We start from the raw sequence: 13,634 nt of genomic DNA on the forward strand, positions 1-13,634 counted from the left end.
GCGTGCGCAAGGCGGCGAGCAGGATTCGCATCACCGGGCAGCTTATCGACGCGACAACGGGAGCACATCTATGGGCCGACCGTTTCGACGGCGGGCTGGAGGACGTTTTTGACCTGCAGGAGGAAGTGACCCGCAGTGTCGTTGGAGCGATCGCTCCGAAGCTGGAACAGGCAGAGATCGAGCGAGCCAAGCGCAAGCCGACCGAGCACCTTGACGCTTATGACTACTATCTGCGCGGGATAGCAAGCCTCCACCAGGTGACCAGGGAATCCAACGCAAACGCCCTCCAGTTGTTTTACAAGGCCATCGAACTCGACCCTGAATTTGCCTCGGCATACGGCATGGCCGCCTGGTGTGCCGTCATGCGCAAGGCCAACGGCTGGATGACGGATCGCAAGCAGGAAACCGCCGAAACTGAGCGCCTGGCTCTGAAGGCTGTGGATTTGGGCAGGGATGACGCGATCGCACTTTCCCGCGGCGGGAACGCGCTCGCCTTCGTCGTGGGCGACAATAATAGCGGGGCAGCGTTCATCGATCGCGCGCTTGCGCTCAATCCGAACCTGGCTACTGCGTGGCTATTCAGCGGCTGGGTCAGGGCCGACCTCGGCGATACGGAAACCTCACTCCGGCACCTGGCCACCGCGATACGCATGAGTCCCGTCGACCCGCTCATGTTCGACATGCAGAATGCGGTTGCAGTGGCCCATCTCTACGCTGGTCGATTTGAGGAGGCATCATCTTGGGCGGAAAGGTCGTTGCGGGAAAAACCGGACTATTTGGGGTCGTTGCGCTATGCGGCTGCAAGCTATGCTCACGCTGGCCGAAGCGAGGATGCGCAAAAAGTGGTGAGCCGAATGCTCGCCCTCGACCCCGGCCAACGCATTTCCAATCTCGCCGATGTCATGCCAACTAGCCGTCCGGCCGATATGGCTCTGCTTGCAGAAGGTTTGCGAAAGGCGGGGCTGCCGGAATAGCGCTGCCGGGCTGGCGCAACGATCATGAGTTTGGAACGCACCGAGATCGCAAAGACTGCCCCCGTGGGTGGCATCGGCTCGGCACAAATCGCCATATGGCGCCGTACAAGCGATCCCGCGTCATGTCAGGGGTGGGTCACTGATCCCAACTCGTCGCGTGGGCCTCGGGTGCTGTGGCCAAGCACTGCTCAATCTCAAGGAGCTGTCGGCTGACGCCATTTAGCCTGGACTATTCCAGGCCTGCACTTCGTAGGCCTTGGATATATCTGGAGCGGTCCTCCGCCCGTATCAGTGGGTGGTATTTCTCGACCCAGTCGATGCTGAAATTCGGCTGTAAGCGTTTGCATTCGACGAGTCCTTGGCGTGCGATTTCCAGATCACCGGCTAGTCCTGCGGCTGCCGTGAGTGTGCGCCAAGCGGTTCCAAAGTTCGGTCTCATCTGTACGGCCCGACGTTCAGCACTTACCGCTTCGGCGTAGCGCCCGGCGACTAGATGGCAAAGCCCTTCGACCGAAAGATTGGCCGCTTGGGTTTGATCAAGAGGACTCAATCGTCGTGCGATTTCGAGCTGACGGAGGCCATCGTCGGCAAGTCCGGCATAGCCATATGCTACTCCCAAGATTATGTGGGCGAATACAAAGTTCGGGTTGCGCTGCAGTGCCTCGTTCAGTTCCTCCACCGCCGGCCCAAGTCGTCTCGACATCGCAAATACGTAACCCGCCGCAAAATGGGCCCATGCGTCGTCGGGATCGAGGTCAATCGCACGTTGGGCGAGGGTGAGGGCACTGGATATGCTTGGAGCAAATTCCAAATTGCCTGAGACTACGCGGGTGGCAAAGGCCCACGCGAGTAGGCTGCGGGCGCGTGCATAGTGGGGATCAACCTCAATCGCTCGCTTCAGGAGGTTGATGCCAGTGTCCTCGTCTTGAATAACCCATGTCCAGATATAAGGCATTGCCCGGACAACACAGCCCCAGGCATCGAGACTCTCCGGCGCCTTACTTTGAAGGCGAAGGCGTTCAGCTGCGTAAATCTGCGGCTCTATCGCCGCGACAACGCTGTGAGTGATCTCGTCCTGCACGGCGAAAATATCAGAGGCGGGGCGGTCGTAGCGCTCTGCCCAGATGTGATTGCCGCTGGCCGCGTCGACAAGCTGCCCAGTTACCCGCACCCGCTCGCCAGCTTTGCGGACGCTGCCTTCCAGTATGTAGCGAACACCAAGCTCACGCGCGATCTGACGGATATCTGGCGCCTTGCCTTTGTACGCGAAGGTCGAATTGCGCGCGATAACGAAGAAGCCCCACAGCTTGGATAGGGCCGTAATAATATCTTCGGCGACGCCGTCGCCAAAATATTCCTGGTCGGGGTCACCGCTCATGTTCTGGAACGGCAGGACAGCAATCGACGGCTTGTCGGGCGCGGCCAGTTTTCCTCCGAAAGGGCCGGGCAGTGTCGGCTCTCTTTCGGGGTCACGGTCTAAGGCTACTCGATAGGCTCGCACCGGCCGTGCAATGTTTTTGAGTTCTTTGTCGCCAATATCCTCGAATTCAACCTTCAGCTTTTTGTCGCGCACTTGTTCATATGCCGCACCCGACAGGCAAATACCGTTAGGTTCGGCGATACTTTGCAGACGGGCAGCAATATTGACACCGTCGCCCATCAAGTCGCCGTCGCTCTCTTCGATTACATCGCCCACATGGATACCTATGCGGAACTCGATACGTCTATCAGGCGGCACGCCGGCGTTGCGTTCGAGCATGGCGTTCTGCACTTCGATAGCGCAACGGACTGAATCGACCACGCTGCGGAACTCGACGAGGGTTCCGTCACCGGTGCGTTTCACCACTCGTCCGATGTATACCGCGATCGTAGGATCAACCAGGTCGCTGCGGAGGGCCCGGAGGCGTGCGATAGTCCGATCTTCGTCCAAGCCAGCCAGTCGGCTGTATCCGACGACATCGGCTGCCAGGATCGCCGCAAGCTTGCGGGTCTCGCTCATTTGCCCCTTCCTTCACTCACGGACATAGCACAGACTCATTAGGGCTGCTTCATTTAGATAGGCTCGATCTGCAGCCGCTTCGGGTCCGCAGTGCGACATTGCCGGCGATTGTTGAAAGGGCTTGGAGTGCGTCCCGCGCGGTCATCTGCGATGAGCGACTTGACCCCATTGCGGACATCGTGACTAGGCGCGATGATCTCATCCGCGCCAATTCGGCTTCACGGATTTGGGGGAGAAACGTGCATGGCTGATTTCAACGTCGGCTTCGTGATTTTCCCCAATATCACTCAACTAGACTTCACCGGCCCGTTTGAGGTCCTGAGCCGGCTTGCAACGCCGCCCTCTATCTCGGCTCGCAGCAAGTTCCCGCAGTCGCGCACCCACGTCGTCGCGAAGACGATGTTGCCTGTCGTGAGTGACCGCGGCCTTGGCATCATGCCCAGTTGCACTTTCGAAACTTGCCCCGCGCTCGACCTCCTTTGCGTGCCGGGCGGCTCGGGCGTTGCGGAAGCGCTCGCCGATGCAGTGACGATCGACTTCATTCGCCGGCAGGGCGCTCACGCACAATACGTGACATCGGTATGCATGGGCGCGTTTCTTCTTGGCGCAGCCGGGCTGCTGAAGGGGCGTCGGGCAGCGACGCATTGGGCCTATGTCGACCTATTGCCTCTGGTTGGCGCGCTACACGAAAAGGCACGTGTCGTCCGAGACGGCAAAGTCTTCACGTCGGGTGGAGTCTCTGCAGGCATCGACTTCGCCTTGACCATCATTGCCGAATTTGCAGGGCCGGAGGTCGCGCAGGCCATCCAACTTGGGATTGAGTACGACCCGTCGCCACCTTTCGATGCCGGCCATCCCGACAAGGCGTCCGAGGCGGCCACGGCGCTGATGGTTCACCGCAATGAGGAGGCCCATGCGGGCATCAAGCGGGGGCTCGAGAAGGTTTCGCATAGGAAGGTTTAGCCAACTCATCGGCGGTGTGCCGGCCTTACAGGAGTAGATGCGGAGGTACGACCTCGCAAACTTTCGCCCGTCGAATCGTCCGCTGCAAGTCGCCGCTAACCGGCGATGTCTGCTTCGGCGGGCATTGGGATCACGATGACCTTGCCAGGCTGTTGGCGCTCGAACGGGTAAGCTGGTCGAAAGCCACCGAGTAGGCGCCGCATCTTACATCGTCACGTAGGCAAAATACCTGGCTTCACGCTTAAGCAGCGTTATCGCCCAATCTTCGGTCGAACCGCCCCGGGCTGCGCATCGCTTGATGCCGTACTCACAGCACTGACTGCTTCAACGCTTTTCGCTGCACATGCATAGGCCGAGGCACACTTGCGGAGAAGATTCGTGAGGAACCAGCCTGCCAGCAGTTGGACGACGGATGAAACTTCAAGGCAAGCAGTCACTGAGCGACAATGCGCAGCGCGTTTAACGTTTCGGGTGTAATTGTTCCTGTGGCCTTGAGGTTGTAGTCTGACTGCAGCTTCATCAGGCCCGACCTCATCTCGGGGTTCATCGCACCGTCCAGCTCCCCCGTGTAGTAGCCGTAAGCTAGCATCGCGAACTGAACCTGAAGAACGATTTCCTTGAACTTGTTGGCGTTGCCGGGAAGCGTCGTCAGAGGTGCCGACACAGGCGGTTTAGTTGCGGGTGGTTGATACGCAGGTGCCTGTGGCTGATAAGTTGGCGCGGAATACACGGGCGCCCTAGGCAGATAAATTGTGCCTCCTGATGATGATCGGTGGCTGCTGTGCGAGCGATGGCTGCTATGCGATCTATGGCCGGCCAATGTGAATTTGTGATCGAGCTTGAAAATGTCGAATAGCGACTTTGACTTACCTCCTTCACTGGGGGGTACAAGCGGCATCGCGATGCTTTCAACCGGCATGAACCCGGCTGCGATCAAGGAGGGGATCGTGAAAATTCGTCTCTTCATGCGACACCGAACCTTCCATACCCGTGCGCTTTTGGATGCCATTCGAAGAAACCGCCGCACTCGTTGCGAAGACTGCAATCGGCGCAATCTTCTACGTAGTCTCGTTTCCAGTCTGAGATCGTGGACGGTGCGAAAGTTCGATATTCAGATGGAACGGTGCATAGCGGAAAATTGTACAGTCTAGTATCGATGCCGCGGCTGATGGAGAAATCCAGAGCCCTGCCCACCATGTCGAAGCCCTCCGAACTGTCGAAGAACAGCGAATCCCAGTTCTGTCGGCCATAGCCGATATTTTCGAGCTGCATGATTGCCCAGGTGTCGATAAATGGTAGGGCGACCGCCACGAACCTTGCCAAGTCCAGCAGCCCGGGTGCGTTGGGCTTAATCAGCACCGTCCGCAATTCGATTTTTGCTCCAGCCTCGCAAAGGATGGAAAGGTTCTTCCTGACCCGATCGAAGGCTCCTGGCTTTCCGACGATGTGATCGTGGATGGCACCAACGCCCGAGTAGACGGGAACCCCCCACAGAATCCGACTCAAATCCAAATCGCGAAGCTTCGCGAGATCAGCGCGATCAAAATGCTGGGCGTTGGTCAGGATGTGAAAGTCGATGTCGCGCCGCCGCTCCATGGTCTCCCGCAAGAATTCGAACAGCTCCGATTTGAAAAGCGTAGGCTCTCCACCTGACAGGCCTATTGTTGAATTCTCCGGGGCCAGAAACACGGCCGTCTCGAAAAATGGAAACATGTCGACGTGATGCTTTTTCGGCGGCTGCGAGCACATCACGCATAGCTGGTCGCAACGTTCAGTGATCAAAAGCGTGTTGTGCTGGGAATTCGCCCGAATTAGCCGATGTGCTGTTTTCCGCGCTGGCACGACGAACACGATATCGCCGTCAAGTTCGGATGGATCGACCCCAAACACGCGAAGATTGCCAGTCGCCCCGGTAAAGAGCGCGTTTTCTCCATCGGCAGTTTCTAATGCTGCTTCGAGATAATCGAAATTGCCTGGTGGTCGAGGCATTCCTTCGAACGACCGCAACCGAACCACATATGGATCAACAGCGTCAGCATCGACTTTCAGCCGGAGCGGGATCATGCATGCACCGGGATCATGTGATCCCCCCAAGAGGGTACTCGAGCCCATTTGGCTACCGACTTTAGCGCAGGCTCATCGCGTCGACGGATGACTTCAACGATCTTGTCGAAGAGGGACATGTGTCGCTGGCAGAACCAAGTATCGGTACGAGCTAGGTCAATTCGCCCGTTCCTCGATAAATCATCCACTACGTCTGTCCCGCAGAACGGCTGATAGACGCAGTGGATGCAGTCTGGATCGAAATTGTTGAACGATGCATGGTTGAGCAACTGAACCTTCGCCTGGTCGATGCCTGCCGCAACGCTACCAATCGACAGATCAACACGCCCTATGCGCGACAGCATCCGGGCTTCGTCCGTCGGGTAAAACTGCCCGTCGTGATCGATGACGATGTAGTCCGAGGCGGAAAAGTTGGGATTGCGCAAATCAACATGATCGTCGGCACCCGATCGGAGAAACCTTCGCAAGCACTGGCTAAAATAATATTCCTCGACGAATCGACCGGTCCGGTGGTTCCGTTCAATCAAGTAGTCGATAAAGCCGGAATGAAGCGTATTCCATTTAGCTATCGAATTCGGATCGCTTCCTCGGCGACGGGCGAACCCTTGGTGATTTATCGGCCTGAGATAGATCGAGTGTACGCCGCAACCCTCAAAATTGCCGACTAACTCCTCGAAGTCTGGCGGCTCGTCAACGTCGATCGTCGGAAGTGCGGATACCTTACCCGGTCCAAGGTGCTGCACAGCCTCGGCAAGATTCTTGAAAAACGTATCGGTTGCCAGGTCATCGTGGGTGCGCTGGCGCTGGTGGGTGTCTCGATCTCCATCGAGCGACGTGCTGACGAAGGTATCCCCTTGGTCAAGGAAGGCCCATTCGCGATCGCCCAAGCGTTGCAGATTCGTACAGACGACAAACTGGCTACCGGGAAACCGCGTGCGGACGAATGAACGAACCTGTTCAAGCAGATCAATCCGCAGCAAAGGCTCGCCGCCCTGGAACTCGACTTTGATCTGCGGACCCTTCATCGCTCCGATAAAGTCGAGCGCCGCGTTGAGTGTTTCTTCGCTCCAGTCGAAACCCCGTGCTGTTTCGGGCGCCCGTGAAACTTGGCAATAGCCGCATGTCAAATTGCACCGTAGTGTTGGAACAAGGATGACGTAGGAAAGCTCCTGTTGGATTGCCTGCCTTTGTGCCCATCGATAGGCAAACGCCGTCCAGTCGGGATCGCCTTCCCGATCGAACGCATGACCGTTTTCGCGAAGAAATTCCTGATCGACAGGCGACAATTCGCCAGCGGCATATCGCTCGAGAAACGGTTGTCTGCTGAGGAAGAAGCCGCCGGCATCATCGGTGAGCAGAAATCGTCCATCGCCACACTCTCGAAACTTAAGTGGCCAGACCGTCATTTTGCAGTCACCGCATCGATAAGGGCTTGCCGAAGCGGCAGTGTGTCAGCGTAAATCTTCTCTCGATAAACCGCATGGAGCACGTTCTTCCGTAAGTCGTCTAAACGGTCGGCAGGAAGAGCGGCGACCTCGATGCCATTGGGCGTAACCTGAAAGCGCAGCGCGGGATACTGAATTTGAACGCGAAGCAATGCACCTTCCACGAAACTTCGAAAGCTCTGTGCGATGTCGATTGTAGCTCGCTCTAGAACGGGATCATCCACCCTTGGAACCTCTCCCAACCCAGCTGGCAGTAATACGGGAAATTATCGGCTTGAACATTGCACAGTGTTTCGCGGACAGGCGAACTCAGGGAAGAAAGTGACGATAGCCCAAGCCTACATCACTATCGGGGATTGAAAGTCCAGGGATTTGCAAGTTCGTTGCGCGGGCGCACCTAAAGCCTTCCGAGGGCAAGGACCGCCCACAAGCAAACAAAGCCTAATGAACGCCGGCGGTCCCTTTGGCCTTGCTTCAAGTCGACAGTTATTCGCCATCCTCGTCTGATGAGTCGCTATTCTCTTCGACATACGATTGACAGCCTTCGATGAACGAATTGCTGTTTCCACCGCAATCCGAAGCGCTCTCAATGCCGTTGCGCTCCGCCCAGTCGTACCCGGCCTGATGACCGGAGCAGTCCTGAGTACAGTCGTAGCCGTTGAAAGTCTGAGCAAGAGACATGCTAGGCCCAAAAACAGCCGCGTAAGTTAGCAAGCACAACAGCTTCATCAGTTCGCTGACCATTAGTGACAATGGTACTCGCCAGTCTGGTGGTTTGTGTGGCACCCATTTTCGTCCGTGCCACCGCTGTGTGCGGCTGCTGCGCCGACATTTCCCATCATCGAGGAGAGCAGGCAAGCAACGATCAATGCGTACTTCATTATTAACCCCTATGTTTTGTCTAATCGCGACTCACAATGGCCGCACAAACAATAGACACGGGCTGGGAACCCGCGACAAGAAGACTTTGATCACCAGGTAAAGAAAGCATTAGGCCACCCGCTGCTCAGCGCCACCTCGTTGCCTCGGACCGCTTTTAGGGAGGAAGCCTTAAAACATAAACCAGCGTTTATGTTTGACGGAGGGTCATGAAATACGTCGGCTATTATCGGGTTTCGACCAAAAAACAGGCTCGATCCGGCCTCGGGTTAGAGGCTCAACAGCAGATGGTTCGGCAATTTGCTGATGCCCATGGGGAGCTGGTCGGAGAGTTCGTCGAGGTGGAATCTGGCAGGAACGATCGACGAGTTGAACTGGCAAAAGCGATAAACGCGGCGAAGAAAGCCGGAGCTTCCCTGTTGATCGCCCGTTTGGATCGCTTTTCCAGGCGTGTCAGCTTCATTTCGGCGATGATGGAGAAGGGAGTTCGTCTCGTTATCGTCGAGATGCCTAATGCCACGGACTTTCAGCTACATATTTTCGCAGCTCTGGCTCAGGAGGAGCGAAGGCTGATTTCAGAACGGACGAAAGCTGCATTGGTCCAAGCTAAGCGTAGAGGAGCCGTGCTTGGAAAAAATGGGAGCGTCTTGGCAGCAGCAAATAGCGCGAGGGCAGTGGTGTTTGCGAACCAAATTCGCGGTTCCCTTCCCGCCACGTGGCCATCGATGTCATATTCAGAGCTGGCTCGCCACTTGAACGAGGCGGGTCTCGTCACGGTAAACGGCAACCGCTTTTATCCTCAGACAGCCAAGAACTTGATTACCGTCCTCTTGTCTCCGCTATAGGCGCTCCAACCATCAAAGGCCGTCTTCGTCTTCGTCTTCGGGCAAGCTCCATGTCTCCTCAGCATGCTCGACGGCTTCGACGGAAGTTGGCACTTTCTTGGACTTTTTGCTCTGAGTGGCTCCTGGCGCTCCGTTCTTGGCCGGAGGTGTAACTGGCATCGGCGGAGTTCGGACTCCATCAGTGTGTTCATGCAAATGTGCGTGAACGGCTTGTCCCAAGGGATCCAGAATGATGTCTATCCCTTCTCGACGGGCCAACTTGGCTGCGGGAACGAAATCGCTGTCTCCAACGACAAGGACGATTTGGTCAACAAGACGCTTGTAGGAGAGCGCCGCGACATCGAGGCCGAGCCTCATGTCGACTCCTTTCTGGATGGTGTCCAGCTCGAAATCCTCGTCTCCAAGCTCGGTATTTTCGTCCTTTAGTACCGCAGCTAGCGTGGATGCCTTCAAACGCCATGATGAAGTGTCAAGTAGATGCCCCATCCTCAAGGCAACTTTTCGCTTCTTGCGCAGCTCGTCATGTAGCGTGTTTCTGAAAACAGCTTGTTCGCTTTTCGCGAAATCAATCGCTTTTTTCGTGACCGGATAGTGCATCTTTTTTGAGAATGGTGGGCAGTCGTAATAAAAAATTCGATATAATTCAAAGCTCTCGAAAATGTGCCGGCCGCTCTCGTCGCGACCAGTTTTTTGATAGCGATGCCGTATGGCATGCGCATGAATGAGGCGGGCGACTACCTTAGGATTGGTGTGATCGATGCCTGGAAATTGAGGCTTGAGCCGCCTTAGAAAAAAGCCGCCATCAATTAAGACTGCTAACCGGTTCCGGTGCATCGAGGGGCTCATATATGCGAAGCCCCTGGGCTCGGCTTCCCATCTATGATCAGCTCTCGCTGAGGGGGAAACGTACTGCCAGGGGCGTTTCGGCGGTAGAGCTACCGCAACCGTTTTAACTCGTCAAGGGAGAGGATTGTTCCCGCGCGACAGCGCTAACAGAAACACAACAATGGTAAATAAGGTCCCTCTTTTCAAGCCGACTCGGGTACAAAAATGCCACGTGATCGCGTGGCGCAAAGCTTCAACACAACGTCTCGCACGCTACCCCGTCGCCGTCGCGATCGAGCTTGCTGCCCCATGAGCAGTTGTGCAGATACCATTGGGCTTGGTCACACGAGCTGATTTGCGAGCAGTACCGTCGCGGCTCACACGAATAGCCGCTCTGCGCGACCAGCTCACTGCTGACGATGCCGAGCGGCTGGCTCGATGGTGCCGCGCCGTCGGCGTGTGAAGCACGCCAGTCCCAAGGCGGTTCGAAGTTGCCGACCCACAGACCGACCTTAGCCGCTTCCGCCTTGGCCTGCAGTGGCCCATGGGCGCCGTGGCTGTACCGGGGCCAATCGAGCGCCTGGCCGTGCTCGACCATCCACGCCGCCACGCTGGCGCCGTCGGCGCGCCGGCAGTCGCCGACGAAGCGGTGATAGCGGTCCCACTCGACGAACGTGCATTGCACCGGTCGCGAAGCCGCCAAGAAGCCGTCGAGCGCTTCCGCCGATAGCCGGCCACAGGGATATTCGAAGCCCTTTGCATCATCGCAATACTGCTTGCTCTCCGGTGCGTCGATGCCGTTGAAGCGGATTCGCTGCCCGTGGACTTCGATCGTATCGCCGTCGATGACGGAGGCGACGCCTGTGATCGGCTCCGGTTGCTTAGGCCTGATCAAGCTCTGCAGACTGAACTCATCCAAGCTGTCGGCGTGCTTCATGGCGGTCAGCGCGGCTAAAGCAGCGGCCGCGCCGACGGTCACGAAGACCAGCCGTCGCGGTACGCTAGCCCACCGGAGGGCGCGTGAGCGTTTCGCGCCAGTGCGCTTGCGCCATTGGTCAGATCGATTGTCGTGACGTGATCTATCCAAGCCCTTCTCCCCTGCCTGAGAATGCTCCCAAATGCGGCGCGGGTCTAGAGAAGTCTTATTTGCAGTCAATACTCCGCAGCAACGAGAAGGTCTATGAGTTCAGCATTGGTCAACCGCATCCGATCGCTCAATCCGCGACGTCGGCCTCGCGATGAACGGTCGCGTCAAAGATCACCTCATAGACGCTCCCAATTTCTTCCTCGATCTCCGAGCTGCCGATCCCGATTGCCTTGGCGTCAGCAAAAAGCTTTTGGGTCAATTCAGCCACCGAGATGATGTCGGCGCCGACAGTCTTCTCGCCATAAGCCGGCTAGTGGTAATTGGTTCCGGCAGTATCCTCTAAGCCCCGCCGGCAAGGCCGCATGCGAAACCTTGGTCATCGCCGCCAGCGTCGTACAAAGTTCCGCGGCACTATCACCTTGGAAGAAATCCCCGGCACTGGCCGAAACCAATGATAGCCGACTTCGTTCTATCTGATCCCAGGCAGAGGTTGGAGGATCATTTTTGGGCAAGCAAATGGTCAGCAGCGACCCCTACTCGGACCAGTTTCCGTATGAGGTCGATTTTTTTGCAGAGAAGCACGGCATTTCACGACGCATGGCCGAAGTCATCCTGCATTCCAATGGCCCATCTCGCCATCAATGCGATGCAGCGGCGGCCGCCTATTTGCAGGTCATGCAATGGCGTCAACGGCCGCCGCCAGTTGAGAGCTGATCTATCAGGTTTTGGCGGAACGTGTTCCAAGAAAATCCCTAGGTGCAGAACTGTTAATGACGGCACTGCCCCACGAAACCGACCTGTGGCGCGCACTTTCCAAGCGCATCAGAACCTAAGCCCGCTACCTCCCACGTGCCGTTCCGGTGACAACGTCCGAAGATGCCGCTACCATCGCCACCGCCTGCCTGGCAGAAGCAAGGGAGATTTTAATGTCATGAGGCTGATCAGCAGACCCGCCGACGCCGGGAGAGCCTTTGCCGATGCTTGGAATAGACACGACATGGACGACTTTGGTGCTTTGTTCTCCGAGGACGCCAACTTCGTTAATGTCGTGGGGATGTGGTGGAAGAACCGCAGCGAGATCGAAGCGGCGCACCGCGCAACTCATGAAACGATGTTTCGTGACAGCCGGTTGGAGGGTGTTGTCGCGTCAATTGTCGAACTATCTCCCGGCGTTGCATCGGTTCACTATGCCTGGACGCTGACCGATGCAGCACCGCTCATTAGCGGCTGCTAATTTATTGGAATTGTCTGCAATCGCTCACCAGCCCATCGTTGACCAGGGTAGGGCGTGAAATGGCCGGCGCGGTCGGGCGCTCGTTGCTAGATCTATCGCACCGCGCCGGTCTTTGCGGGAAAGGAAGAAGCCCCAAATCCCGCTCCGACTAATTTATTCGAATATTAGAGTTCACTCAATTGGGACCGAGTGCCCTGGTCACTCGGCCTAAAGAGAGTTTCTTGACTGCTGCACCGGTCCTGTCCCGTTCCACCGGATGAACTCGGCTTCCTTCCCGGTGACCTCTCGCACCGTCTTCAACAGCGCCTCATGCAGATCCTGCATCGATCGGTAGTGATCGCATTGCGGCGATATCAGCGGCTCGACGATGCTCTGATGCAGTCCTTTCGCTGCCTGTAGGAACCGCTCCAATTCCGGACCCGATGACTGCTTGGGTTTGTTGCGCCTGACCACTGCGACCTCCTGTGAGAGTGTCGCCCCCACTTAGGACAACAATCCTATGTCGCCTCTTGGTTGTAAAGCGGGCCATAAGTCGCGCCGGTTCGCGGTACCAAGACGGCGACCCGATCCTCAGTCACGCGCTTGCGCACCGTTGCGGTGATCGCGACGTCGTCGCCGAATTGATGGAGCCCTTCGCCATGGGAATGAGTCTGGTGCGGCGGGCGACTTCGTCAAGCGATTGCTAATATTAGATAGCGCGGTCGGGAACTACGCCGCCTATCACGCGTTGAACCATGTCGAAAATCCCCGTTGCCAACCCAACCCCCGCAGCGGGCCTACTGAATAGCCCGGCACCAGGTCGGGTCGCTCGGTCATGTTCCGAGCAGCCGGGCTATTCGGTTCTCGCCAAATTGACTCGCTAATCCCTCCAATAGGTGTACACTCTCTTCATGACGCGACAACCCAACGGGGGCCGTCGATGTTGTGTTCTGTCGTTCCCATTAATTCAGGCCAGTTCAAGCGGGCAGCGCCACTGCAGGGACGCCGAGTCCTTGTCGTCGAGGATGAGTATCTGATCGCCGCCGAACTCGCAGAGGCGATCACCGAAGCTGGCGGCAGGGTAATTGGCCCGGTGGCTAATCCTGAAGATGCATCGAGGAAAATCGCCAGCGAGGACGTGGAATGCGCCACGGTTGACATAAAGCTGGGTGCTGCCGCGACTTTCACCGTCGCGGCCGAATTGAAGGCGCATGGCATCCCGTTCATATTCGTCACCGGGTATGACCGGACCATTGTCCCAAGCGAATTCTCGGGCGTTCGGCGTCTTGTGAAACCCGTTATGCCCGATGACCTCATCAGGCATCTAATCGAGCTGACCT

Annotated in this window: 16 protein-coding genes; 6 read left to right on the forward strand and 10 right to left on the reverse strand. The window is 57.1% G+C overall.

Annotated features, from left to right (window positions below; all coding sequences use genetic code 11):
- A partial coding sequence (locus EN857_RS32795; RefSeq protein ID WP_135859668.1) for a tetratricopeptide repeat protein occupies positions 1–974 on the forward strand: 974 nt, incomplete at its 5' end.
- 229 nt (positions 975–1,203) lie between these two features.
- Here EN857_RS32795 and EN857_RS32800 read toward each other — a convergent pair.
- The gene (locus EN857_RS32800; protein ID WP_135859669.1) at positions 1,204–2,973 is read right to left on the reverse strand and encodes an adenylate/guanylate cyclase domain-containing protein; all 1,770 of its coding nucleotides are present in this window, start codon (positions 2,971–2,973) and stop codon (positions 1,204–1,206) included.
- A 243-nt stretch (positions 2,974–3,216) separates the two neighbouring features.
- Here EN857_RS32800 and EN857_RS32805 point away from each other — a divergent pair, with 243 nt between their 5' ends.
- Positions 3,217–3,936, forward strand: a complete 720-nt coding sequence (locus tag EN857_RS32805; protein ID WP_135859670.1) for a DJ-1/PfpI family protein — start codon at positions 3,217–3,219, stop codon at positions 3,934–3,936.
- Between the two features lie 433 nt (positions 3,937–4,369).
- On the opposite strand, the gene hxsA is transcribed toward EN857_RS32805, so the two are convergent.
- From hxsA to EN857_RS36395, 5 genes are all read right to left on the reverse strand, one after another.
- On the reverse strand, positions 4,370–4,903 hold the full coding sequence (hxsA, locus tag EN857_RS32810) for a His-Xaa-Ser repeat protein HxsA (RefSeq protein ID WP_135859671.1): 534 nt from the start codon (positions 4,901–4,903) through the stop codon (positions 4,370–4,372).
- Positions 4,900–6,000 (reverse strand): His-Xaa-Ser system radical SAM maturase HxsC, encoded by a 1,101-nt coding sequence (gene hxsC, locus EN857_RS32815; protein ID WP_135859672.1) that lies wholly within the window; start codon positions 5,998–6,000, stop codon positions 4,900–4,902. Before hxsC ends, hxsA begins: the two co-directional genes overlap by 4 nt.
- On the reverse strand, positions 5,997–7,406 hold the full coding sequence (gene hxsB / locus EN857_RS32820; protein WP_135859673.1) for a His-Xaa-Ser system radical SAM maturase HxsB: 1,410 nt from the start codon (positions 7,404–7,406) through the stop codon (positions 5,997–5,999). The genes hxsC and hxsB overlap by 4 nt, the downstream gene beginning before the upstream one ends.
- Positions 7,403–7,669, reverse strand: coding sequence for a hypothetical protein (locus EN857_RS32825; protein ID WP_135859674.1), 267 nt, complete (start codon positions 7,667–7,669; stop codon positions 7,403–7,405). Before EN857_RS32825 ends, hxsB begins: the two co-directional genes overlap by 4 nt.
- Positions 7,670–8,188: 519 nt before the next feature.
- Positions 8,189–8,326, reverse strand: coding sequence for a YHYH domain-containing protein (locus EN857_RS36395; protein ID WP_135859675.1), 138 nt, complete (start codon positions 8,324–8,326; stop codon positions 8,189–8,191).
- Positions 8,327–8,533: 207 nt separating this feature from the next.
- On the opposite strand from EN857_RS36395, the gene EN857_RS32840 reads away from it, so the two are divergent.
- A complete protein-coding gene (locus tag EN857_RS32840) occupies positions 8,534–9,169 on the forward strand; it encodes a recombinase family protein (RefSeq protein WP_135859676.1) in 636 nt (211 codons plus the stop codon).
- Positions 9,170–9,181: 12 nt separating this feature from the next.
- Here EN857_RS32840 and EN857_RS32845 read toward each other — a convergent pair whose 3' ends face one another.
- The 3 genes from EN857_RS32845 to EN857_RS32855 form a co-directional block, all read right to left on the reverse strand.
- A complete protein-coding gene (locus EN857_RS32845; RefSeq protein WP_210235154.1) occupies positions 9,182–10,015 on the reverse strand; it encodes an NYN domain-containing protein in 834 nt (277 codons plus the stop codon).
- Positions 10,016–10,247: 232 nt separating this feature from the next.
- Entirely contained in the window at positions 10,248–10,973 is a 726-nt protein-coding gene (locus EN857_RS32850) for an excalibur calcium-binding domain-containing protein (protein WP_189521681.1), read from the reverse strand.
- A 235-nt stretch (positions 10,974–11,208) separates the two neighbouring features.
- Positions 11,209–11,349, reverse strand: coding sequence for a hypothetical protein (locus tag EN857_RS32855; RefSeq protein ID WP_245511369.1), 141 nt, complete (start codon positions 11,347–11,349; stop codon positions 11,209–11,211).
- A 236-nt stretch (positions 11,350–11,585) separates the two neighbouring features.
- On the opposite strand from EN857_RS32855, the gene EN857_RS32860 reads away from it, so the two are divergent.
- The gene (locus EN857_RS32860) at positions 11,586–11,795 is read left to right on the forward strand and encodes a hypothetical protein (protein ID WP_245511370.1); all 210 of its coding nucleotides are present in this window, start codon (positions 11,586–11,588) and stop codon (positions 11,793–11,795) included.
- 217 nt (positions 11,796–12,012) lie between these two features.
- Complete coding sequence (locus tag EN857_RS32865) at positions 12,013–12,315, forward strand: SgcJ/EcaC family oxidoreductase (RefSeq protein ID WP_135859678.1); 303 nt, start codon at positions 12,013–12,015, stop codon at positions 12,313–12,315.
- Between the two features lie 207 nt (positions 12,316–12,522).
- Here EN857_RS32865 and EN857_RS32870 read toward each other — a convergent pair whose 3' ends face one another.
- Positions 12,523–12,768 (reverse strand): hypothetical protein, encoded by a 246-nt coding sequence (locus tag EN857_RS32870; protein ID WP_135859679.1) that lies wholly within the window; start codon positions 12,766–12,768, stop codon positions 12,523–12,525.
- A 466-nt stretch (positions 12,769–13,234) separates the two neighbouring features.
- Here EN857_RS32870 and EN857_RS32875 point away from each other — a divergent pair.
- On the forward strand, positions 13,235–13,634 hold a 400-nt coding region (locus EN857_RS32875; protein ID WP_135859680.1), incomplete at its 3' end, for a response regulator.

It is taken from the genome of Mesorhizobium sp. M4B.F.Ca.ET.214.01.1.1 (genome assembly GCF_004791545.1).
Taxonomy (GTDB): domain Bacteria; phylum Pseudomonadota; class Alphaproteobacteria; order Rhizobiales; family Rhizobiaceae; genus Mesorhizobium; species Mesorhizobium abyssinicae.